Genomic DNA, 23860 nt, shown 5'->3' with positions numbered 1-23860 from the left:
AGCTAATCGGGAGAACTGACGACTGTCAGCCTATGCAGGTCCTTGGGCACATCGACATCGGCCCCGTCGTCGAGGTCGGAGCAGTCGACGAGGTCGACGACAGCTCTGTGCATCTCGAGCAGGTCGCGGGCACCGACGTCGCCGTGCGCGGCGGCAGCCGCCTGGCTCGTCCAGCTCTCGTCGAAGAGCACAGGGTGACCGCGGTGCAGCGACCCATTCGCATCACAGTGGCCCGCAGCGGTGATCGCACGGGGACGATGGGCCGCGATGAGACGAGCGACTTCCGCCACACAGATTCCGGGACGGTCCACAGGTGTGACCATGACGTCGGGTCCGGGGCCGATCGCCTGCAGGCCGCGGCGCAGCGAGGAACCCATACCCGAAGACCAGTCAGGGTTGAACGCGACGGACACGCGGTCACACCCGCCCAGCAGGCTCGCAACCTGCTCGCTGCAGGCTCCGGTGACGACTGTGACGTCCCGGCAGCCACCGTCGAGCAGGGCGAGGAGCACCGACTCCACCAGGGTGAGCCCGTCTTCCCGCACCAGCAGCGCCTTCGGTCCCCGGCCGAGGCGGCGGCCTGCTCCGGCGGCGAGGATGAGCCCTCTCGGACGGCGGGCTGTGCGCCGATCGGGATGAGCCGTGGCGGCCCCGGCGCTCACGTCGGCAGGAATGCGTCGCCGAAGACCGGCAGATCTCGGACCCGCACCCCGGTGGCGTTGAATGCGGCGTTCGCGATTGCCGCGGCGGCACCGACGATGCCGATCTCGCCGATGCCGCGAGCACCGAGCGGCCCGGCGTGCGGGTCCTCCTCATCGAGCCAGTCGGCCTCGATATCGGTGATATCGGCATTGACGGGGACGTGATACTCCGCGAGGTCGTGGTTGACGACGTGACCGAACCGGGGATCGAGTTCGCCCTTCTCGTGCAGCGCCATTCCCACACCCATGGTCATGCCGCCGATGAACTGTGAGCGTGCAGTACTCGGGTTGACGATCCGACCGGCGGAGAACATGCCGAACATGCGGTCGAGTCGGATCTCCCCGGTGGCGGGGTGGATGCGGACCTCGGCGAACTGGGCCCCGAAGGAGTGCAGGGCGAACTTCTCCGCCGCCGGATTGGCCTCGGCCTCACCGCGTGCCTCGGCGCCGACGGCGGGGTCGGCGCCATGTTCGGATCGGAGCGCCTGCGCTGCGGCGACGATTGCGGTGCTCCAGCTGGCCAACCCTGTCGACCCTCCGGCCACGGTCGCATTCGGCAGCGCGGTGTCGCCGATGCGCAGCTCGACCTGATCGATGGGGACGCCGAGGCAGTCCGCGGCCGCCTGTGACAGGGCCGTCCATGTGCCGGTGCCCAGATCGGCGGCACCGATCGAGACCTCGAAGCCTTCGGGGGTGCGGCGGACCCGTGCGACGGAGCCCGGCTGCCGACCGGCCGGATAGGTCGACGAAGCCACCCCCATGCCGATGAGCCAGCCGTTCTCCCGCCGGGCGCGCGGCTGCGGATTCCGCTTCTCCCAGCCGAAGCGGTCTGCTCCTTCTCGCAGACAGTCGACGAGGCGGCGCTGATTGAACGGCAGCCCGGTGTCCGGGTCCGTGGTCGGGTCATTGCGCACCCTCAGCTCGATGGGGTCGAGGCCGGCGGCGACGGCGAGCTCGTCCATAGCGATCTCGAGTCCGACCATGCCCGGTGCCTCTCCGGGGGCGCGCATCCATGAGGGCACCGGAACGTCGAGCGGAACCACCCGCTGGGTGAGGCGACGGTTGTCGCCGGCGTACATCATGCGGCCCGGCTTCGTCGCCTCCTCGGGGAACTCCTTGGTCTGGGAGGACATGGACACTGCATCGGAGGCGAAGGCGGTGATCGTGCCGTCGCTGCGTGCGCCCAGACGGATGTGCTGGAGGGTGGGTGCCCGGTAACCGGTGATCGCGAACATCTGCTGTCGGGACACGGCGTACTTCACCGACCGGCGCGGCACTGCTTCGGCCGCGAGGGCAGTCAGCATCATATCGGCGTGGGGAACGCCCTTGGAGCCGAAGCCGCCGCCGACGTGCGGGGAGATGATGCGGATCGCCTCCGGGTCGAGGCCGAGGACCGGTGCCAGAGTCGACCGGGCAGGGTGGACCCCCTGCGTGGAGGTCCACAGGGTCAGTGAGTCTCCGTCCCAGCGGGCGACGGTGGTGTGCGGTTCCATGGGATTGTTGTGCTCCATGGGCGTGCTGTAGCGCTCATCGATGCTCACGGCCGCCTCGGCGAGGGCCGTGTCGACATCGCCTGTGCGCACATCCCCGCTGCCGGACTCCGGTTCTCGCGCGGCGGGGTGGTCCTCCCGCAGCTCGACATCGTGATCGTCCTGATCGTAGGTGATATCGACGAGTTCGGCCGCGTGGCGGGCCTGCTCGGGGGTGGTCGCGATGACAGCGCCGAGGTACTGGCCGCGGAATCCGATCTCAGCAGAGCGCAGGATCGCGAGTTCGCCGTCATCGGTGCTCGCCAGCTCGGGTGCGTTGTCGGCGGTGAGCACGTACACCACCCCCTCGGCTGCTTCCGCCGCGGAGGCATCGATGTGCGCTGCGCGTCCGCGGGCGATCTCCGCCTGCAGGGGGTAGAGGTAGAGAGGATCGGTCAGGGGGTGTTCGTAGGCGTAGGGGGCGCGTCCACGCACCTTGTCGGGTCCGTCGAGGCGCACCTGGTGAGTGCCGACGGACGTGGTCGTGAGCAGGTCACTCATGAGCGTCCTCCGTGGTCGTCTCCGGCAGGTCTTCCGAGGCTCCGGTGAGCTCGGCGAGCACGGTGGTGATCGCTCCACGGGTCATCGGAATTTTGAAGCTGTTGCCCTCGAGGGGCTCCGCGGCCTCGAGCTCGGCGTCGGCGGCTGCCAGGAACGTCTCGGCGGTCGGTTCCGCACCACGCAGCACCGCCTCGGCGGCGCGTGCACGCCAGGGTTTGTGGGCGACTCCGCCGAGGGCGATCGAGGTCTCACGGATGATCGGTGCCGGTCCCGAGGCGTCGACGTCAACCCGTGCCGCGACGGAGACGAGAGCGAAAGCGTAGGACGCGCGATCGCGGATCTTCCGATACATCGCGGCGCCGGGCCGTGGGGGAGGGAGCTCGAGCGCCGTGATGAGCTCCCCGTGTTCGAGGACCGTGTCCTGCTCGGGACGGTCGTCGGGCAGCCGGTGGAGCTCGGTGACCGGGATCCGGCGCTCACCGGACGCACCGAGGACGACGACCACGGCGTCGAGTGCGGTCAGAGCGACCGCCATATCCGAGGGATGCGTCGCCACGCAGTCCGCTGAGGCACCGAGGATCGCGTGGTAGCGGGTGTAGCCGCCGATGGCTGAGCAGCCGGAGCCGGGTTCGCGTTTGTTGCAGGGGGTCGTCGTGTCCTGGAAGTACACGCACCGGGTGCGCTGCAGCAGGTTGCCGCCCATCGTGGCCGCGTTGCGCAGCTGACCGGAGGCACCGGAGAGCAGGGCGCGTGAGAGCATCGGGTAGTCGCGGCGGATGCGCGGATCGGCGGCGGCATCGCTGTTGCGCACCATCGCACCGATCCGCAGGCCCCCGTCCGCCAGCTCATCGATGTCGGTGAGATCGAGGCGGTTGATGTCGACGACCAGGGCGGGTTCCGCGACCCCGAGCTTGAGATGGTCGACGAGATTGGTTCCCCCGGCGAGGAATACAGCATCGGGTCTGTCGGCGACACTGGCGACGGCACCGGCGGTGTCGGTTGCGCGTTCGAAGTCGAAGGGGTTCATCGTGACTCCTCTGCGGCTCGGCTCACAGCCGCGACGATGTTGACGTAGGCTCCGCAGCGACAGAGGTTGCCGCTCATCCGCTCGCGGATCTCCTCCTCGGACAGCTCCACGGGCCCTTCGAGGTCCTCGGTGACCACGCTCGGAGCGTCATCGGCGGCCTCGGCCAGCATGCCGGCGGCCGAGCACACCTGCCCCGGGGTGCAGTATCCGCACTGAAATGCGTCGAGGGCGAGGAACGCCCGATGCAAGGTGGAGAGTTCACCTTCGGGAGCCAGACCGTCGGCGGTCGTGACCTCGGCACCGTCGTGGGTGAGCGCGAGCGCGAGGCAGGAGTTGAGCCGACGGCCGTCGACGAGGACGGTGCAGGCCCCGCATTGGCCGTGGTCGCAGCCCTTCTTCGCAGACATCACCCCCAGCCTGTCCCGCAGGGCATCGAGAAGGGTGGTTCGGGAATCCACGACCAGGGTGTGCTCCTGGCCGTCGACGGTGAGGTGCAGCGAGTGTCCCATGAGGGCCCTCCAGACAGCGTTGTCGACGTCCGGCCAATCTAACCCCGTTCGGACACCCCGACAAGAGGGGTCAGCTTTCGTCATCGCGGCGGCCGGACTTCCACAGCGGTGATGTCCGGACGATCTCGCACCCCCTGTTGCCCATGGCGGTCTCCGACTACCGTGAAAGGACGAGCTTCGGTATCAGCCCGAACGGTGCATAGAGGAGGTGCCCAATGGCACGTCACGAGCAGAAGGTCACGGTCGAGGGCCATCGGCTGACATTGAGCAATCTGGACAAGGTCCTCTATCCGGAGACCGAGACGACCAAGGGTGAGATCCTCGACTACTGCGCCTCGATAGCGCCGCATCTCATCCGTCATGCTCGGGACCGGATCGCCACGCGCAAACGCTGGGTCGACGGGGTCGGCACTCCCGATGACCCCGGGGATGTGTTCTTCGAGAAGAACCTGCCCGAATCCGCCCCGTCATGGATCCGCTCTCGCGCGATCCGACACAGCACCGGCACCAAACGCTACCCGTTGGTCAACGATCTCGCGACGCTGACGTACCTCACGCAGATGGCCGCGCTCGAGATCCATGTGCCCCAGTGGACGGTGAGGGCCGGGGCGAAGGATCCCGGCACGATCGATTCCGAGAGCAGATACCCCGACCGGATGGTCTTCGACCTCGACCCGGGCCCGGAACGCGAATTGGCCGACTGCATCGAGGTGGCTCAGCTCGTCCGTGAACTGCTCGAGGGCATGGGCCTCGACGCATACCCGGTGACCAGCGGGTCCAAAGGCGTCCACCTCTATGCACCGCTGGACGGGTCGGTGAGCTCGCAGCAGGTCTCCGATGTCGCCCATGAGCTCGCCCGCAGCTTGGAGGCCGACCACAAAGATCTCATCGTCTCGGCGATGAAGAAGACGCTGCGGGAGAACAAGGTGCTCATCGATTGGTCACAGAACTCAGCGGCCAAGACCACGGTCGCCCCGTATTCGCTGCGCGGACGCTTCACTCCCATGGTCGCCGCTCCCCGCAGCTGGGACGAGTTCGATGATCCGGCTGCGGTCGAGCAGGTGCGTTTCGAGGAGGTCCTCGACCGCGTGGACGACTTCGGGGATCTTCTCGAACCCCTCGCCGAGGCGGTCGGAGGAACCGCCTCGGCGCCGGAGCCCGGAGCTGGTTCGGAGTCCCAAATCGACCCGAAGTCGGAAGCGGCCCCGGAGGTCGTGCGCGACCGACTTGAGGTTTACCGGTCCAAACGGGATCCGAAGCGCACGAGCGAACCCGTGCCAGCGAAACAGGGAACGAGCGGGGACGAACTGACCTTCGTCATCCAGGAGCACCATGCGAGGAGCCTCCACTGGGACTTCCGACTCGAACACGACGGTGCGCTGGTCTCCTGGGCGCTGCCGAAGGGGCCGCCGACGGATCCGGGGAAGAACCACCTGGCGGTTCAGACCGAGGACCATCCCCTCGAATACGGCAGCTTCGAAGGCACGATCCCGAAAGGGGAGTACGGAGCCGGCGACGTGGAGATCTGGGACGCAGGCACCATCGAGGTCGAGAAGTGGCAAGAAGGCAAGGAGATCATCGCGGTCCTCCACGGGCGCGAGGACGGCGGTCTCGGGGGAGTGCGGCGGTTCGCCCTGTTCAACACCGGGGACCACGGACCGAACAGGGAGCCCGAGAAGAACTGGATGATCCACCTCATGGAGGACGAGTCGAAGAAGCAGTCGGCGGCAGCGGACGACTCATCGAAGAAGGGCACGCCGACCGGGCGTACCTCCAAGAAGCGAGCTGCGAAGAAAGAGGCTCTGCCGGCGGATCTGTCCCCGATGCTCGCGAGCATCGGGGACATCGGCTCCCTCCGGCGGGAGGCCGAGGACTGGGCGTTCGAGATGAAATGGGACGGCATCCGTGCGCTGGCGAGGGTGGCGCCCGGTGACGGGGAGCGCACCGGCAGCATCGAGCTGACCAGTCGCAACGGCCATGACATGACGAACAAGTACCCGGAGCTTCACGAACTGGTCGAGTGTATCGATGTCGACTGCATCCTCGATGGTGAGATCGTCGCCCTCGGGCAGGGCAGCCGACCGGACTTCGGACGGCTCCAGCGCAGAATGGGGCTGAGCCGGGACAGCGATATCGAACGGGAACAGCGACGCACCCCTGTCTACCTCATGCTCTTCGACGTCCTCCACGCGGACGGATCGTCGTTGCTGCGCACCCCCTATACGGAACGGCGCGCACGTCTGTTCGAACTCGTGACCGAGAGCGAGCACATCCATGTGCCCGAGGCCTTCGAAGGAAGCGTCGACGCCGCCTTCGAGTCCAGCCGGAAGCTTCGACTCGAAGGAGTGCTGGCGAAGCGGACCGACAGCGTCTATCTGCCCGGAAAGCGCACCCGCACCTGGACCAAGCTCAAGCACGGCTCGACCCGCGATGTCATTGTCGTCGGCTGGCGGACCGGAGAAGGAGAACGCTCATCCAGCTTCGCCTCGCTATTGGTCGCCGCCCATGACGACGAAGGGCTCCACTACCTCGGTCGCGTGGGCACCGGGTTCGACGAGGAGGCCCTGCGGAGGCTGCGCTCCAGCCTCGATCGTCGGTCGCGGAAGACGCCGGCGCTCACCGTGCCGGCCGACGAGTCTCGAGATGCCCACTGGGTGCGACCCGACCTCGTCGGGGAGGTCCGGTTCTCTGGCCTGACCGAGGCCGGACGCCTGCGGCACCCGGTCTGGCGCGGCCTGCGCTCCGACATCGACGCAGAGGACGTCCGGGTCTGAACCAGTCGACGCTGATTCTGCTCCGATCCTCAAAGACCTTTCGTCACGCCCATACCGAGGAGCAGAGCCGCGAGGAAGGCCACGACCACCCGGTCGATGGCATTGCGATGCGGGTTACGCACTTCGGGCATGCCATCGACTCCGAATGAACTCTGCCGTTGTCGTCATAGGCTCAACAGCAGAGGTGTGTCTGACCATCTGCTCCGTCATCGCTGACAGCAGATCGGCACGCGGTCGGCTTACGGGCGGATCGCCCGTTCCTCGGCGCTGTGTCCGGGGGTGAGGTCTCCCAGTTGCGAAGGGCGCAGCGATGCGAAGCCGCCCGTCGTCTCAGTCGCAAGCACACGTGCAGTGAGGCAGACATGATCGCTCCCGTCGTCGAGCATCGCGATGCGTTCGACGATGAGACGGTTGGGCAGGTCCGCGAGCAGCGGCACCCCATCCTCGGTGACGGTGAAGTCAAGACCGGCGAACTTGTCCGTCTCCATTCCTGAAAGTGATCCGAAGTGCCGTGCCGACTCGCGGTCGACGTCGGTGAGGAAGTGCACCGCGAAGCGCTCGGAACGCAGCGCCACCCGGTAGGTGTGGTTGGCCTTCGACAGCCAGAAGCAGTAGTGCTCCGGATCGATGCTCGCCTGGGAATGGAATCCGACTAAGCATCCGGCACGTTCGCCCTCCGCCGAGGTGGTGACGACGATGAGCGGAGAATCGACCGAACCCATGAGGTCGTCGAGCCCGGAGGTGCTCATGATCGTCCCTCCGCCACCGCCGGCTTCGCTTCGTATCGGAGGAAGAGAGTGTCATCGGCGACCATCGTCGACTTCAGCGAGAACTGTGCGATGCCGGCTCCCGGCGGCGCGACGCTGACGGGCAGCGCATCGCCGCCCATCATCGGTGAGATCGACAGGCACAGCTCGTCGAGGCGGTCTGCGGCGACGAGCTCCCCGAGCCACCTGGGTCCGCCTTCGCACAGGACGACTTGGTAGCCGAGACCGGCAAGGGCCTGCAGAGCGGCGGCTGGTTCGACCCGCTCCTCGCCGGCGATGATGACCGTGGCCGCCTGTTCGGCGGCCGCCAGCCGCACCGGATCGGCCTTTGCGCACGTGATGACGATGGTGCGCGCGTGCTCGGGCGCTGCGGTGAAGACCTGTGACGACTAGTCGAGGTCGAGGCTGCGACTGACGACAGCCACCGGAGGCATCTCGGACTGTCCCCGTGTTTGACGCTGCGCTCGGGCGGACTCGCTCAGCCGCATCGGAGCGTAGCCTTCGCTGCGCACTGTCTGCGCGCCGACCATGACGACATCGGCGATCTGTCGCATCCGTCGGAACAGGTCCTGATCGGGTTCTGTCGACAGAGCACCGACGCGTCCGTGAATGGCAGCGGTTCCGTCAAGACCGGCGACCATATGACCGGTCACCCAGCATTCGTGCCGCGGCTGGGTGCGGTCGACCTCGAGATAGGGTGTCAGCGGATCCGGGATCGGGGCACCGCGTTCGAGTGGCTCCATCCATGCAGTCTACTGAACCTCGCAGGCACTCGCGGCGAGGATTTTCCGACCATCACCCGGACCCCGCTGACTGTTCACCGACGCGAGTGAGTCAGTCGGTCCAAGCGTCGTCGGTGAAATAGCCGTCGATGAACCCGGGCAGACGGTGACCGTCCTTCGCGGTCGCCAGTGTGTACGGGGCGACGTGGAAGCCGGCCTTGTCGAGTTCCCGCATCTTGTTCGTCGGCAGCTTCTTGCTCGGTCCCACCCATTCGATGCCGGCGTCCTTGATCTCTGCCGGTGATTCCTTCGGCATGGTCGAGCCCATGAGGTAGAGCGAAGTGTAGCCGCGGTCGGCGATCGTCTTCGCCGCTTCGAAGTCGAAAGACTGGACGACGAGGGAGTCCTTCAATCCGCGTTCGTCGAATTCGTCGAGAACACGGTCGACCTCCTCGGGGGTGGCCCCGGGTTTGATCTCGGGCACCATGACGACCTCGCCGCCCATTTCGTCGAGGAGTTCGTCGAGGGTGACGGTGGCGGCTTCTTCTCCGCCGGCCGGATGCTTGATCGTGGCGGAGTTCCATTCCTCCCGGCTGAGATCCCGGATGGGTCCGGTCGCGCCGTTGAGGGTGCGGTCGGCGGTGTCGTCGTGGATGAGGACGGGAGTGCCGTCTTCGAGGAACTGGATGTCCATCTCGGGGAGGAATCCGTCCTTCGCCGAGGCGGTGAATCCTTCCATGGATTCTTCCGGATAGACGTCGGCTCCGCCTCGGTGGGAGATCGTGGTCGGGAATTCGATGTCGGCGACCTTGTCCGGGGCGGTGAAGCCGCTGGGGGAGCCGAGTCCTGGTGCTTCGCCTACTGAGCCGAGCCCGGTGGCAGCTGCGGGGGCGAGGCCGGCGCCGAAGGTGGCCGAGGCCGCGAGAACTGCAGTGGCGAGAATCGTGTACGGACGGGTGCGTGTAGATGTCTCTCTCTGTGTATTCACGTCCGCGACGCTACGAAGCGCAGGTGAGCTTGTGGCGAAGCCGCCGTGAACGTCATCGGCAGAGTGGACGAACGGGTGGGAAATGAAGAGCTGCGCCGAGGCGGCCGCCCCGTCAGGTCACCTCGTCACATCCACTTCTTGACGCGGAAGACGACGTAGAGAACGACCCCTAGCCCAAGCATGAGCCCCAGCGCCATCGGATAGCCGAAGGCCCAGTGGAGTTCGGGCATATCGTCGAAGTTCATGCCGTAGATCGCTCCGACGAGGGTGGGGGCGAAGAGGATCGCTGCCCAGCCGGAGATCTTCTTCATGTCCTCGTTCTGCCGCTGCGCGACGAGTGTGGAATTGACGTTGAGGATCTGTGACAGGGCTTCTCTCAGCTCGCCCGCCTCGGCAAGAACTCGCGTGAGGTGGTCGGTGACATCATCGAGGTAGGCGCGAAGGTCGTCGGGAATCGCATACTTGGCTGCCCCGTTCCCCAGCGCTTGCGTCAGCCGATTGAGGTGGGTGGAGTTGTGAAGGACATCGATCACCTCCTGGCTGAGGAGATAGATGCGCTCGGCGGCGGCAGTGTCCCCACTGAAAACCTGCCTCTCGATCCCGTCCTTGTCGACCTGTAGGCCGTCGAGGACTGGGAAGTACGTATCGACCGCGGTATCGAGCAGCCGGTAGATGAGTGCTTCGGGACCGAGCGCGAGCAGTTCGCGATCTTTCGACCAGCTGCGCTTCTCATTCGTGAAGTACGCCTGGACCCCGCTGGTGTCCGCTGGGATCGGCGTGCCGTCGATGAAGCGGTCACCTTGGCAGATGATGACGAGCGCGTCGTCTTTCATAAGAAGGTGGAACTCGTTGAACTCGACTTCTTCTTTCGCGTCGATATAGACCGCTGACTTGAGGACGACGAAGAGCACATCGTCGTAGCGTTCGATCTTGGCTCGCTGGTTCGCGTGGAAGAGGTCATCGACGAGGACCGGGTGCAGCTGCCACGTTGAGGCGATCTCCTCGAGCAGCCCGGGAGCGGACCTGGGGATAACGACCTGTGTGATCGAACCGGGGACGGACGAGCCGGAGCTGTCCAGGTCATGTGCGGACAGCGCCTCGGCGAAGGACCGGGCCACGCTCATCTCCTGCGGCTCGCTGTCGATGATCCGGCGACTCAAGAGCATCGGTTCCTCGGGGGCCGTCGTATTCGCCACCGCCGATCGCTTACGCAGTGACGGTCGCTCGGCCTTGTGCCTGCGTGATCTGCCCATGGTGCTCCTCTTCGTCCAACAGCTCTTTGACGATACTCGAGGCCGTGGCAGGCCGTGGAATCATTCACCCCCGTCGACCTGTCATCAACTGGGGCGCCGATGACCGGGAAGTCGGTCGGTCCCGCGAGGATGGACAAGCGCTTCACAGGGGACATCAGTGGTCGTGCGACGACACTGTCCACCTACGCCTTGGACCACTCGACCGATATCGGCACCGATCGCAGCGACGAATCATTCAGCATCATCCCCTCGAGCGGCACCGGTGACCTGGGTGGCGGCGACAAGAGTGACAAGCCCGAATTGTATCCCGGTCCCTGCAATGAGGGGAGGGGTAGCGAAGCCCCTCAACCTTCTGGAATCGTGAGGACCCAGTCCGCACACGTGCTCACCCGACGATATGGCGAGGAGGAGCTGCTCATGGACTACACCCAACTCGGGAACTCGGGCCTGCGCGTCTCACGGCTGGCCCTGGGGACCATTCCGTTCGGATCCGGTGGCGGATTCGAGAGGATCGCAGGGGTCTGCGGAGATGACGCCCGACGCCAGTTCCGCGAGGCTCTGGACCGTGGAGTGAACTTCATCGATACAGCCAACCTCTACTCGGCCGGGGACGCGGAAAGAGTCCTCGGCGAGATCATGGGCGACAAACGCGATGAAGTCATCCTCACCTCCAAGGCGCGGATGCCCACCGGAGAGGGCCCGAACGACTCCGGGGCAAGCAGACAGCATCTGACGCGAGCAGTCGAGGACAGTCTCGAACGACTGCGCACCGATCATCTCGATCTGCTCTACATCCACCAATGGGACGGACAGACGCCGATCACAGAGACCATCGCCACCGTCAACGAGATGATCAGGGCCGGGAAGGTCCGGTATTGGGGAGTCTCGAACTTCAGTGCCTGGCAGCTGACGAAGACCGTCTACGAAGCGCGGCTGGCGGGCCTCGAGGGCCCGATCTCACAGCAGGTGTACTACACGCCCGAGGCACGCGAGATCGAATATGAGATGATCCCGGCCGCTCGTGACCTGGGCGTGGCGACGTTCGGCTGGAGCCCGCTGGGGGAGGGTCTCCTCAACGGGAAGGTCAGACGCGGCCGGCAGACGCCCTCGGACACCCGACAGGGGACCGGTTGGCCGGAACCCCACGTCACTGATGAGAAGAGGGCCTATGATCTCATCGAACTCTTCGCTCAGATTGCGAACGAGTTGGGCTGGTCGATCCCGCAGGTCGTGATCTCCTGGATCCTTGATCGGCCGGGCGTGGACGGCACGGTGATCGCGGCCCGGAAGTTCGACCATCTCACTGAGGACCTCGACGCCGCTGAGCTGACGCTTCCGGCAGACGCCCGGGATCGGATCACTGTGGCGTCTCAGCTGCCTGCCTTCTATCCGCATTGGCACAGAATGATGACAGCGCAGGACCGCCCCGAACTCGCCGAGGCTGAGTTCCACGCCGAGCAGCGTCGCCATGTCTTCGGCGATGACGCATAGACGGGGGAGGATGGTGTTTGAACATGCGCGGTGATGAGTTCCTCAAGAATGTCACCGAAATCGGCGGACCCGGCGATCCTGAAAGCGCCGCCGTCGTGACCAGGACGGTATTGGATAACCTCGGCAAACAGCTCAATGGCGGAGAGGCGGCGGATCTGGCCGCCCAGCTTCCTGCCGAACTGCAGGAGCCGCTCCAACGGCACGGCTCGGAAGCGCCGCTGACCGACGACGTCGATGATTTCCTCCGTCGTCTGGCTGTTCAGCTGGGCGAGGGGATCGATCCTGATACCGCCCGTGCCTACGCGCGTGCGGTGATCTCGACGCTTGACGCCGCAGCCTCCGAGGGCGAGGTCGACGATCTCCGCTCACAGCTGCCCGCAGGCTTCGCACCGCTGTTCGAAGGTTGATCTTTGCTTCGCCCCTCATTCTGGTGAAGGCTCGGTCTTCGCAGGAGTGAGGGGCGATCTGTCTCTGGCGACATGGCCGCCCCTGAAACCGGCGGCGCGAACACCGTCGAGATGAATGAATCCTGGGGCCCATTGGCCGCCAACGGCACCCATCCGATCTTTCGAGGGCTACGAATACGAGAGTATGGACAGAGCCATTCAACTAAGAGGGGCAAAGCTGGCCGAGGTGATCGACTACTGGAAGCTGTCCCTCGAAGGAGTCTGGCTGCACAGCGCCAGTTTGGGCAGTGAGCTGAGCGAGCTGGAAATCGATGCCTATCTCCACGGAGTCTTCGGGCTCTCCGGCTATCAGCACGACATCATTGCGCAGGCCGTCAATGAACTCATCGACATGTTGCCGGATCCGCCTCGGGCATCCTTCAGCACCGAACCCGATCTCGACGAGGTTGAGCCGCTGGCTCCGGATGACGACTTCGGGGCGTAGCTGACCTCGATTAACTAGGAACGGAGGTCGAGTTCAGGTCGAACACAGATAGGCATGCACAATAGTGGGCATGACCTTCCTACCGGCAGATCTGCCGCACACCGCAGTCCGTGGTGCCAACTTTGCACAATCGGTGGCAAAACTCGCTGCGCTCAGACTCCGTGAGCGTGTTCGCGAGTCTCGGCTGTCTGATGAATTCCATCCTCACGACGACGACGAGTTCGTGGCAGCTGCTTACTTTGCAGGGGATCTCAGCTCGGTCTATCAGCTGGAACAGTGGCTGTGGCCCTTCGAACAGCTGGAGGCACGGCTCATCGAGCTTGGCCACGGAGATCGGCCCATCGGCATCATCGTTCGGAATGCCATGGTCGCAAAGTACCTCAAAGGAGTTACCGATTTTCCTGTTCGGTTCTCACGTCTGACCAGCGGGTTGGACAAGTTCATGCACTCGCCGAGCCTGCGGGCGGTGTTCTACGTCAACCAGGGGACTAGCAACTTTCAAGCACTTCGATATCCGGAACCAGCGCACGTCCATCTCAGCCATGGCGAGAGCGAGAAGATCTCGATGATCTCCAATCAGCTCAAGGGATATGACTACGTGTTCACTGCCGGGCAGGCGGCGAGAGACCGGATTGAGCAGGCACTGTACGGAATGCCGGAGGACCGCATGTTCGATGTTGGGCGCCCCCAACTGGACCGCCCCCGATCCGTCCCGTCCGAATGGGAAGAGTTCAAGAAGACGAACCCCAATGGTCGGGCGGTGTTCTATGCACCGACGTGGGAAGGCGACTCTCCGTCGATGGCGTATGGAACCATCGCCTATAACGGAGAGGAGATCGTCACATCTCTTCTCGAAGCAGGTTACCGAGTGATCTTCCGACCGCATCCACGTACCGGAGTGATGCGTCATGAGTTCGAGAAGGCTGTAGAAGACGTAGCGGAGATCGTCGAATCGGATCCCCGTGGATTCGTCGACAAGAGCCCGGACGTGTCATGGCAGTTGGACGAAGCCGATCTTGCCGTCGTCGAAATGACCTCGGTGGCCTTCGATTGGCTCGCCTCCGGGAAACCCCTTGTGATGGTCAAACCCCATGAACCAGCTGCGGAGGTGCTAGAAGGCGGGCTTCTAGACCAATGCCCGGCAGTCGACCCAAGGAGCCGACAAGGAGTTGTCGACCTCATTGAGGAAGCTGATGCACGAACCGGATCGGTCGCTGAATTGGCTCAGTTCTATCTTGGGGATACTGCAATCGGCCGGCAGACTTCGCGCTTCATCAAATCAAGCGAACAAGTGATCAGAAACCGTTCGGAAGAACACCACTTGAAGCACGCCAAGTGAGCCGTGTGACATTTTCTTAACTTTAAGTAACAGAATGATAAACTAACGCGGAACTAATTCTGCGGCTCACGAGGTGAGCTTTGACCTCTGGACGGAATCAGCAATGAAACGAGTCATCACGTACGGAACTTTCGACCTGCTCCATTATGGGCATATTCGGCTGCTTCAACGATGCAAGGAACAGGGCGATTACCTGGTCGTTGCGCTGTCGAGCGATGAGTTCAATGCGGGTAAGGGCAAGAAGTCGTACTTCTCTTATGAAGAGCGCAAGCACATGCTCGAAGCGATCCGCTATGTCGATCTCGTCATTCCTGAAGACAATTGGGAGCAGAAGTCGACCGACGTGGAGAAATACCACATCGACACCTTTGTCATGGGTGACGATTGGGAAGGAGAGTTCGACTTCCTCAAGGAGAAATGCGAAGTCGTCTATCTGCCGCGCACTCCCGAGATCTCGACGACGCGGATCAAGAGCGAGCTGGGCAAGTCCTGACAGCAACGGCGCGAACTTCGCGCTATCGTTGCTGGACATCATCGATGGATCTGAGAGGAACGGACGTGCCCGAAAAGTCTTCGGCTAAACATCCGACATTGTCGGAGCTTCGGGCGAAAGCACAGCCGATAGAGGTCCGCAGTCGCAAGAACGCGGAACACTGGTCGGCGCAACTCTACCTCCGCCATATCTCGATCTACTTCACGATGCTGCTCGTGCGCACGAGGATCAGCGCAAATGGTGTCACCGGCCTGATGATCTTGGCCGGTTGGTGCATCGCCTTCAGCCTTCTGATTCCGGGCATCTGGGGAGCGATCCTTGCTGTCTTCTTTTCTCAAGTCCAGATGTACATTGACTGCTGTGACGGTGAAGTCGCCCGATGGCGCGGAACCAGCGGCGCCAAAGGTGTGTTTCTGGATAAGGTCGGCCACTATACGACAGAGGGGCTGGTCGCAGTTGCACTCGGAATCCGAGCTGTGGGGGAGTGGAACAATCTCATCGACGACCCCGCTGGGTCCTACCCGCTCCTGCTTGCCGGAACGGTCCTTGCCGGGTTGGTGCTTCTGAACAAAGCACTCAACGACATGGTTCATGTCTCCCGTGCATTCAATGGACTCGATAAGCTCGCGGACTCGAAGGAAGCCACCGCGCTCAACCCGGGAGTCATTTCCACACTCAAACGAATCGCTCGGTTCGTGCCTTTCCACCGAATCTTCCACTCGGTAGAGATGTCTTTGATGGCACTGGCTTCGAGCATTGTCACAGCAATAGCAGCATCGGCAGGATCTGAGCCCTTATTCGGTGAACGTTGTCTCGTCCTCATCATGGCTCCGCTGTGCCTGCTCTCCGTTATCGGGCATTTCATGTCGATCATGGCATCGAGGAGGCTGTCATGAGCGAGTCATCGCGGATCCTTTCCCAGCGATTCGAAGACAATAGGCGCTACACATTCGGCGTTGTCGTTCTCAGCCAGGGCAAACGACTGGACGATCTCAACCGAGGATTCGAGTCGTTGCTGGCGCAGAAGGGCGTCGATCTCGATATCGTCTGCGTAGGAAACGGCTGGGAGCCGGAAGGCATCCCGGACCAAGTCAAGAAGTTGGGGCTCCCGGAGAACCTTGGCATCCCTGCAGGTCGCAATGCCGGAGTCCCCCACGTCGACGGCGAGTTCCTGTTCTTTCTCGACGATGACGCATGGCTGCCGGACGACACGTCGCTGATGCGTATGGCCCAACTGATGCGGACAAAACCGCGTATCGGGCTGATCCAGCCAAGGGTCGAGGAACCCGGTGGGCCAGATGCACCGAAACGATGGATTCCCAGACTGAAGAAAGGAAGCGCCGACCATTCATCGAATGTGTTCTCGGTGTGGGAAGGCGCAGTCTGCATGCAGCGTCGAGCCTTCGACGAGTGCGGAGGATGGCCGGCACCATTCTGGTACGCACACGAGGGAATCGAACTCGCGTGGCGAGTCTGGGACGCCGGCTACATCGTCTGGTACATGGGTGACCTCGCCGTCGCCCACCCGGTGATCGACCCGAGGCGCCACGACGAATACTTCTACATGAATGCGAGAAACCGAGTTTGGCTGGCGCGGCGTAATCTGCCGTGGCCGTTCAGCTGGGCCTATGTGGGTTCATGGACATTGATGCAGTTCTTCAAGTGGGCCAACAAGCCACACCAACTCAAAGCGTGGATGGAAGGATGGCGTGCCGGATGGCGTCTCGACCCGTGGGGTCAGGACGAAGACCGGCAGAAGCTGTCAAGAAGAGGTGTACTTCGAATGTCCCGGCACGGCCGGCCGCCCATCGTGTGACCTCACGCCGCTACGGCGGAACGGTGCGCCCCGATACAGCAGCAATCAAATTGGAGGAGCCTCCGGGGAACATGCTGACTGCCGCGTACGAAAGAAGCGAGTAATGACAGGGACCGCAGTCGGGTCCGAACCAACCGGCTGAGAAACTGAGTGGAGCCGATTGATGCAGTCGACAGCCCCCGTCGCTGAAAACTCCCCACAGAGGTCGAGCGTGCCCAAAACCTCGGGATTCCGTTCCGATATCCAGGGGCTGCGAGCCCTGGCCGTGGGAATCGTTCTGCTCTATCACCTGTGGCCCGATCGGTTCGTCGGCGGGTTCGTCGGTGTCGACGTTTTCTTTGTCATCTCCGGCTTCCTGATCACTAGCCACCTCATCAAGTCTCCGCCACAGAGTTGGGGAGACGTGGCAAAGTTCTGGGCACGGCGGGTCCGGCGGTTGCTGCCGGCGTCGCTGCTCGTCCTGTTCCTCGTCGGCATCGCAACCTTCTTCGTTGCTCCACAATCGATTTGGGCCGATACCGGACGCCAGATCCTTTCCGCGGGGCTTTACGTCGTCAATTGGGACTTTGCCGTATCCAGCGTCGACTACCTGGCTGCGGACAATGCTCCGTCGCCCGTTCAGCATTTCTGGTCGCTGTCGGTCGAGGAACAGTTCTATTTCGTCTGGCCGATGATCATCGGCTTGGCTTTTCTCGTAGGGACGAAACTCGGACGGTCCAAGAAGTTCGTCGGATTCACCGTCCTCGGGATCTTCCTTGCCTCGTTCGTCTTCTCTGTCTGGTACACCGCCAACGAACCTGCAATGGCCTACTTCATCACTCCGACCCGGATGTGGGAACTGGCCACCGGCGGCCTCGTCGCCGTCTTTGTGCTCTATGTTCGACCCGAGCGGATTCCATTCAGTTCAGTGCTCGGGTGGATCGGTCTCGCCGGAATTGTGGCGGCCACCTTCCTCGTCCGCGCGGACATGCCGTTCCCCGGCTACATCGCGTTGGTCCCGGTGGTATCGACTGCACTCGTCATCCTCGCCGACTCCCGGGGCCGGGCGTCTGTGCTTCCACTGTTGTCACTGCGTCCGGTGCGCTTCCTCGGTGACATCTCGTATTCCGTCTATCTCTGGCATTGGCCCCTCATCGTCCTCGTGCCATACCTCTCGGCCAAGCTTGGACGCTCGGAGAGTCTCGGCGTCCTGGACAATATCGCCATCATCTTGGTCTCGATCATCGCTGCCTGGGCCTCGACAACCTGGGTCGAGAACCGATTCCGCAAGTCGTCGTTCTTCAGCAGTTCGAAGAAGACCTTCGCGTTCGCGGCACTTGCTATGGCTCTCGTCGCGGCCCTGGGGCTCAGCCAGATGGTCATCGCCAACACCATCGTCGAGCAGAACGAAGACAAACTGCAGGCCCAGTTGGACGATCCCGACTCCTGCCTTGGCGCCGGGATTCTCCTTCCCAGCGCCAAGGACAACCCCAATTGCCAAGACAAGGACTCGCTGCAGATGGAGCCCGCTGCGGCGAAGAAAGACAAGTCAAAAGCCTATGCCGATGGCTGCTGGGCCAGTGCACCATATGCGAGCAAACCGGAGTGCACCTATGGAGACGGGTCGAAACATGTCGCGCTGGTTGGAAATTCGCATGCCGGTCATTGGCTGCCGACACTCGAGCGCTTGGCGGACGAGCATGATCTGACGATCACCACTTTCCTCGCCTCGAACTGCAGCATTTCTACCCTGCCTCAGGACCTTTCGACGCCGGACGAAACCAAGGGGTGTCAGGAATACGCCGATTGGGTATCGAAGAGAACGACCGAAGGAGGCTTCGACGCAGTCATCACCTCCGAGCGGCAGTCCACGCCGCTGGAGGGTATGGACTGGGAGGAAACAGAGAAGAAGGCGCCTGAAGGACATCGTGAGATCCTGCAGCGCTGGGTCGATGCTGATTTGGATGTTGTTGTCATTCGGGATACCCCATACCCAGGCGGGGCAGGTGTCACCGTGCCGGATTGCGTTGCCAAGCACGAAGACGACCTCGAAGAGTGCTCTGGAACTCCGGAATCATGGCACTGGATGGACCCGCTCGCCGCCTCTGCGAAGACCATAGACTCGAAGAAAATGTCGGTCATCTACCCCCAAGACTGGTTCTGCCCCGAGGGGCGCTGCGAGCCTGTCATCGGCGGCGTCATCACCTATTTCGACACCGCGCACATTACTGCGACCTATGCTCAGACTCTTGCCCCGCAATTCGACGCAAGCCTCCGCAAGACGGGCCTCGGCACCTTCAACTGAGACCACTGCGGTTCAACGAACTGACAGTCAAGTCGTATACCGTGTGCCTGATTGCTATTGACCACCGACTGCTACGAACGACCGATCACCGAAACCTCTGCAAAGGAACGAACGAGTGACCACTGGACGAAACGCCGCCGACCGATACTTCAGCAAGGGACGCGAACTGGTGAAGCCAGTCGTCCACGGAATCGCCCGTAGAGCCCTGCCCGTGGTGGAGCGCGCCTCGGGAACGAAATACGTGCGTGAACGTGCCGCCGGGGGAGCTGGAGCGGGGAAGTCTGGCGGTTCTGCGAAGAAGATTGCGACGGACACCGCTCGCGCGTATCAGACGCTGGCCTCAGGGCTCAAAGGCAAGACGGCGGAAGACACGAACGGTTGGACCGTTGCACCCTCAGCTCGAGAGGTCGACGCAAAATCGCGCCAATTGGCTCGCGTCAAGGCTCACGCGACGCTCTCGGAAGCACTGGCACAGGGTGAAGCTCTCGGGGAATCAGTTGTTGACGCGGGGAGAGTGATCGTCGGAGAGGGATACCTGGCGGAGGCTGTGTCCATCGGACTGAATCTGCGCAGTCACGTGTCGACCGAGGAAGCAGGCAGAGTGATCCTCGGAATGGCGTATCAGCGATCATCAGACCCGGAAGTGGCGTGGGCCGAGTTTGAGAAGATCGACGACCGCGACATCATCGTCTCCGCAGCCGAAGAATACTTTCCTACTGCGATCGACACACTCGGGCAGGAGGCTCTGCCGCTTCTCGACCACTCGAATCAAACCGGCGAAACCGACCGTTGGAGCGACAAAGCAGTGCTGCGCACCGCTGAATCGGCATTCTGCATCGGAGCCTTCGACCATGTGCGCACCCTCGTCGAGGCACGTCTCGATAGGCCGTCGGATCAGATGGACTCGGCGGTACGCTACGAGCTCAACCGAATGCTCGCTTGGCTTCCGGGCGGAAAGCACCTCGAGCCTCTCCCGACCACAGTCGGCAAGCGCAACTTCGGTGTGCTCAGCTATGACCAGCCGGGGATCCGTTCACGCAACATCGGCGACTACATCCAAACGATTGCGTCGATCGGTCATCTTCTGCGGTACAAAAACCTCAGCTTCTCGGGTGACCAGGGGCTGACCGAGCTTTTCAAGAAGTTCCGCAAATCAGTCAAAGAGGAACGAAAGTACGCTGGACCTGAAGCTGAACTCAACCTCGTCGAGGTCTACAGGGACGGCAACGTCTATCAGGACATTCCGGAAGACACCTGGTACATCGCCTTCGGCTGGTACATGCACGACATCTTCGGAAAGTCATTCAACATCCCGTTCCACCCGAACCTGCGGCCGATTCTGCTCTCAGTCTTCGTCCGGTACCCGGAGATGCTCACCCCCGACGCCATCGACTACCTGAAGAAGTACGGCCCGGTGGGATGCCGTGACTGGCAGTCGGTCGCGGTGCTCAGAGCGGTCGGTGTACCGGCATTCTTCTCCGGTTGCCTCACCACCACGGTCGATACTCTGTTTCCTGCTCCGCCGACTGACCGCCGGTCCGGCACGCTGCGAATCGATTGGACCAAGGGTGGAAAAGGTCCGAAGAAGAAGCAGACAGTCACTGCGATCCGTGACAAGAGCTTCCCCGAGAACCTGGAACTTGCTCGCAACTGGGTCGCCGACTACGCCTACAAATACAAGCGAGTTCTCACCTCGCGGCTCCATGCGAACCTGCCCGCGCGGTCGGTGGGTGCTGAGGTCGATTTCGAACCGAAGAACAAATCGGATTCACGTTTCGGTGGGCTGATCGGCATCGACGAGAACGAGTTCGACGCCATCCGGGACGGGATCCTGGACAAACTGTCCGTAATGATCCCGCTCATCGCGACTGGAGCTTCGGAAGACGAGGTCTACTCGAAGTGGTCAGAGATCACTGCGGACGACATGGCCGCCGCCGATGAGTATCTGGCAACAGCTGAGCTTCCCATCGGAGACAGCACTGCGATCGATGCGGCAGTGAGCAAGGTGAACAAGGCAACTCCCGAAGCACAGGTCGCAGACGTCTTCATGACCGTCGAGAAAGGCGAAGAATCTCTGGTCTCTACGGCCATCAAGTCCATCGACGCCCATGCCTCCGGACGGTACCGCATCTGGCTGCCGTCAGGAGCAGCGAGTGCAGAAGTCGTCGCCGAGATCCAGGCACAGCTCTCGCTGGGAACCGTCGAGAGCTTGGGCGCTTTGTCCTATGCAGACATCACGAACGAGAACGACCTGGCACAGGCTCTGCTTCCGGTGCTGTTCCCGGACCATGAACGCCTCGTAGTTGTTCCCGCAGCCGGCGAGTTCTCCGCAGACATCGTGGAGCTCTCGAAGGCTGACCTCGGGACAGCACTGATCGCCGCTAAACATGATGTGAGGAAGAACCGCTCCAGCGGTCTCACTCTGATGAGGAGGATCGCAAGCTCATTCGGCGACGATCATGTCGGAGCACTCAACTTCGTCTTCGCAAGTCATGCCGGCCTCACCGAAGATTTCGTTCCCTTCGACCCGCAGATTGCCGTACTCAACCTCAGCCAGCTGCGCAGCGAAGATCTCGTCAGCAAGATCATCGGTCTGATGGATGACCTCAAGCTGAGCTATGTTGATGCAATGCAGATGATCATCTGTGGGCGGTACTCTGACATCGGCGACGAGTGGAACGTACGTGCACAGTGGGAGACTTCGGACAGCCCTAAGCTCGTCAACTGGCGTCGTCAGACACGCCACTATGGTCGTATGGCACTTTCACGTTGATCAGTGCCGCTGAGACCGACGCACGACCAGAGCTGAGAAGGGTACCACTTGTGAAGTTCATGGCTCGACAGGCGTATGACGCCAACGACAACCTTCGGGTCCGGAATGAGTCCGACCACAAGCTCGGAACCGATGAAGTGCACGTCTACAACGTCTTGTGGTGGATCCCTGAATCTATGGGTGGGATGACGACTGCGGCGCTTCGCCGTATTCGCAGCTTCCAGAGCTTCGGGAAGACCTTGTCGCAGACAATCCTGACGTTCAGCCCTCGAATGGACACAGATGAGATCCGAGATGGATTGATTTCGTCGGGACGCATGCGCGATGACGTCGATCTGGTGAACATCTGGCAGGATCTGCGCAACAGGTCCGACCACGAACTCTCGCAGCTCGCGGGCGAGCAGCCGCGGAGTCCGATTCCGGATGTGGACGGTGAAATCGAGAACATCACCTCTTTCTACGATGCGGTCCGTGACGCGCGCAGCGGCAAGATCATCCGTCGTCACTACTACAGGGAAGACGGAAGTCTTCTTGTCGCGGACATCCGGGATCCGAAACTGGGCAGAAGGTTCATCCTCCATTCGCTGGACGGAACGCCGATGACAGAGTGGCGACGTCCACGAGATTTCTACAACTCCTGGATCAAGTCAGTTGTGAACAAAGAACCCGCTGTCGTCATCGTTGATGACAAGAAGGTCAGCGAGTTCATCCACGAGATCTCGAATCGGAATTTCGCGCTCGTTCTGTTCCTCCACGGCACTCATCTTCGCCATCCGTGGAATGGCGACCATGGCCAGGTGCTTCCTCGCAGAGTTGAAACTGTGCGCAACTTCGACCGCTTCGACGTGGTGGGTGTTCAGACACGTCAGCAGGCGAATGCCGTTCGCGCCATCGGTTTCACTGACGACAACATCAGACTTCTGACCGGTGAACTGCCGGCCGGGTCGGTGCTGACGCAGGCCCCGAAAGAACGGCCGATCAACAAGGCGGTGATGATCGCCAACCTCATCGAGCTCAAACGTGTGGACCATCCTATACGGGCGGTGGCGAAACTGCGTGACCGCGGAGTCGACGTCTTTTTGACCATTTTGGGGGAGGGACCGGAGCGAGACCGACTGGAACGCCTCGTCGATGCTCTCGATGTTCGCGATCGAGTGGAATTGGCTGGCTACGTCAACGATGTCCCCGACAGGTTAAAGTCTGCTTCATTCTCCATGCTGACGAGCACGAGTGAAGGGCTTCCGCTGTCGATGATGGAGTCGATGGGCGCCGGGTGCATTCCGATTGTCTACGACATCACTTACGGGCCGCGTGACTTGATCGAGCAGGGGCGCAATGGTTTCATCACGCCGATGAGCGATGTCGAGGCCCTGGCCGATCAGATCGAGGAATTTCTCTCTCTGAGCGCAGATTCCGTTTCGGTGATGCGCAGCTCTGCCATGGATACAGTCGAGAATTATCTGCCTGAAGCCGGGTACCGGCGCTGGAAATCGGTCATCGAGGAATTGCCGGTGGCGCAGGTCTATGATGATCTCATCCAATCATCGGGCTCTCCTGTCGCAGTGAAAAGAGCGACGTGTGAGAGCTTGTCTGAAGGCTGTCGGATCGAACTCGAATTCGCCGACCTCCGTCGAGACGTCAGAGAAAACGTGGAGATGGTCGTGTCTGCACGCGACGTCAATACCTTCTTCGTGTGTGGAGGCTCTTTGACGTCCACTGGCCGGTTGGGCAGACGACATGCGGTGTCATTCGACGTCGACTTCGAAAGTTTCTCTGAAGCGATGGGGGAGACTTTTGACGTCTATCTCCGAATGCCCCGCAGCCCGTGGGAGTCGAAGCGAAGGATTCGACTCCCTAAAGGATTCCGTGCAATGCGGACAGGGCAGTGGGAATGGTATTCCACGAAGTACGGGAACCTCTCGGTACGACCTGTGAAATCAGCGTAGCAAGAACAACCACCCTGAACTGGGAAACCGCCGCCAGGTGGAGCTGCTTACCGCCG

The 23860-nt window shown here is 62.3% G+C and carries 18 protein-coding genes and 1 pseudogene; 11 read left to right on the top strand and 8 right to left on the bottom strand.

The annotated features are described in order from the left end of the window. Positions 1–2: 2 nt before the first annotated feature. The 4 genes from ACOZ9V_RS14725 to ACOZ9V_RS14710 are packed head-to-tail and all read right to left on the bottom strand — an operon-like array spanning position 3 to position 4267. On the bottom strand, positions 3–662 hold the full coding sequence (locus ACOZ9V_RS14725) for a nucleotidyltransferase family protein (RefSeq protein ID WP_434591206.1): 660 nt from the start codon (positions 660–662) through the stop codon (positions 3–5). Then, entirely contained in the window at positions 659–2731 is a 2073-nt protein-coding gene (locus tag ACOZ9V_RS14720) for a molybdopterin cofactor-binding domain-containing protein (RefSeq protein WP_434591204.1), read from the bottom strand. Before ACOZ9V_RS14720 ends, ACOZ9V_RS14725 begins: the two co-directional genes overlap by 4 nt. Further along, on the bottom strand, positions 2724–3758 hold the full coding sequence (locus ACOZ9V_RS14715; RefSeq protein WP_434591201.1) for an FAD binding domain-containing protein: 1035 nt from the start codon (positions 3756–3758) through the stop codon (positions 2724–2726). The genes ACOZ9V_RS14720 and ACOZ9V_RS14715 overlap by 8 nt, the downstream gene beginning before the upstream one ends. Further along, complete coding sequence (locus tag ACOZ9V_RS14710; protein ID WP_172170577.1) at positions 3755–4267, bottom strand: (2Fe-2S)-binding protein; 513 nt, start codon at positions 4265–4267, stop codon at positions 3755–3757. The genes ACOZ9V_RS14715 and ACOZ9V_RS14710 overlap by 4 nt, the downstream gene beginning before the upstream one ends. Before the next feature lie 215 nt (positions 4268–4482). Here ACOZ9V_RS14710 and ACOZ9V_RS14705 point away from each other — a divergent pair, with 215 nt between their 5' ends. Next, complete coding sequence (locus tag ACOZ9V_RS14705) at positions 4483–7041, top strand: ATP-dependent DNA ligase (RefSeq protein WP_434591197.1); 2559 nt, start codon at positions 4483–4485, stop codon at positions 7039–7041. 239 nt (positions 7042–7280) lie between these two features. Here ACOZ9V_RS14705 and ACOZ9V_RS14700 read toward each other — a convergent pair whose 3' ends face one another. The 4 genes and pseudogenes from ACOZ9V_RS14700 to ACOZ9V_RS14685 form a co-directional block, all read right to left on the bottom strand. Then, positions 7281–7790, bottom strand: a complete 510-nt coding sequence (locus ACOZ9V_RS14700; protein WP_039206929.1) for a flavin reductase family protein — start codon at positions 7788–7790, stop codon at positions 7281–7283. Beyond that, positions 7787–8551: pseudogene (locus ACOZ9V_RS14695) on the bottom strand (pyrimidine reductase family protein). Before ACOZ9V_RS14695 ends, ACOZ9V_RS14700 begins: the two are co-directional and overlap by 4 nt. A 91-nt stretch (positions 8552–8642) precedes the next feature. Next, positions 8643–9518 carry a glycerophosphodiester phosphodiesterase gene (locus ACOZ9V_RS14690; RefSeq protein WP_434591193.1) on the bottom strand — a complete coding sequence of 292 codons (876 nt, stop codon included), beginning with the start codon at positions 9516–9518 and terminating at the stop codon, positions 8643–8645. Positions 9519–9643: 125 nt separating this feature from the next. Then, positions 9644–10771: a magnesium and cobalt transport protein CorA gene (locus ACOZ9V_RS14685; RefSeq protein WP_434591190.1), complete on the bottom strand. Its 1128-nt coding sequence runs from the start codon at positions 10769–10771 to the stop codon at positions 9644–9646. A 54-nt stretch (positions 10772–10825) separates the two neighbouring features. Here ACOZ9V_RS14685 and ACOZ9V_RS14680 point away from each other — a divergent pair, with 54 nt between their 5' ends. The 10 genes from ACOZ9V_RS14680 (at position 10826) to ACOZ9V_RS14635 (ending at position 23804) form a co-directional block, all read left to right on the top strand. Further along, positions 10826–12262 (top strand): aldo/keto reductase, encoded by a 1437-nt coding sequence (locus ACOZ9V_RS14680; protein WP_434591187.1) that lies wholly within the window; start codon positions 10826–10828, stop codon positions 12260–12262. A 23-nt stretch (positions 12263–12285) separates the two neighbouring features. Next, on the top strand, positions 12286–12669 hold the full coding sequence (locus ACOZ9V_RS14675; protein WP_181272157.1) for a DUF2267 domain-containing protein: 384 nt from the start codon (positions 12286–12288) through the stop codon (positions 12667–12669). A 184-nt stretch (positions 12670–12853) separates the two neighbouring features. Further along, a complete protein-coding gene (locus tag ACOZ9V_RS14670) occupies positions 12854–13153 on the top strand; it encodes a hypothetical protein (protein WP_181272156.1) in 300 nt (99 codons plus the stop codon). Positions 13154–13223: 70 nt separating this feature from the next. Further along, positions 13224–14492: a CDP-glycerol glycerophosphotransferase family protein gene (locus ACOZ9V_RS14665; RefSeq protein WP_181272155.1), complete on the top strand. Its 1269-nt coding sequence runs from the start codon at positions 13224–13226 to the stop codon at positions 14490–14492. 103 nt (positions 14493–14595) lie between these two features. Then, positions 14596–14985, top strand: a complete 390-nt coding sequence (gene tagD / locus ACOZ9V_RS14660) for a glycerol-3-phosphate cytidylyltransferase (RefSeq protein ID WP_181272154.1) — start codon at positions 14596–14598, stop codon at positions 14983–14985. A gap of 65 nt (positions 14986–15050) precedes the next feature. After that, on the top strand, positions 15051–15881 hold the full coding sequence (locus ACOZ9V_RS14655) for a CDP-alcohol phosphatidyltransferase family protein (protein WP_229664208.1): 831 nt from the start codon (positions 15051–15053) through the stop codon (positions 15879–15881). Continuing rightward, on the top strand, positions 15878–16801 hold the full coding sequence (locus tag ACOZ9V_RS14650) for a glycosyltransferase family 2 protein (RefSeq protein ID WP_181272152.1): 924 nt from the start codon (positions 15878–15880) through the stop codon (positions 16799–16801). Before ACOZ9V_RS14655 ends, ACOZ9V_RS14650 begins: the two co-directional genes overlap by 4 nt. A 163-nt stretch (positions 16802–16964) precedes the next feature. Beyond that, positions 16965–19085 (top strand): acyltransferase family protein, encoded by a 2121-nt coding sequence (locus ACOZ9V_RS14645; protein ID WP_434591181.1) that lies wholly within the window; start codon positions 16965–16967, stop codon positions 19083–19085. Between the two features lie 115 nt (positions 19086–19200). After that, positions 19201–21858 carry a hypothetical protein gene (locus ACOZ9V_RS14640; RefSeq protein ID WP_181272150.1) on the top strand — a complete coding sequence of 886 codons (2658 nt, stop codon included), beginning with the start codon at positions 19201–19203 and terminating at the stop codon, positions 21856–21858. 59 nt (positions 21859–21917) lie between these two features. After that, positions 21918–23804, top strand: coding sequence for a glycosyltransferase (locus tag ACOZ9V_RS14635; protein ID WP_229664212.1), 1887 nt, complete (start codon positions 21918–21920; stop codon positions 23802–23804). Positions 23805–23860 lie beyond the last annotated feature (56 nt).

Origin of the sequence: Brevibacterium sp. 1718 (assembly GCF_051131255.1) — a bacterium.
Classification (GTDB): Bacteria; Actinomycetota; Actinomycetes; order Actinomycetales; family Brevibacteriaceae; genus Brevibacterium; species Brevibacterium sediminis.
This window is presented reverse-complemented; position numbering and strand designations above follow the sequence as displayed.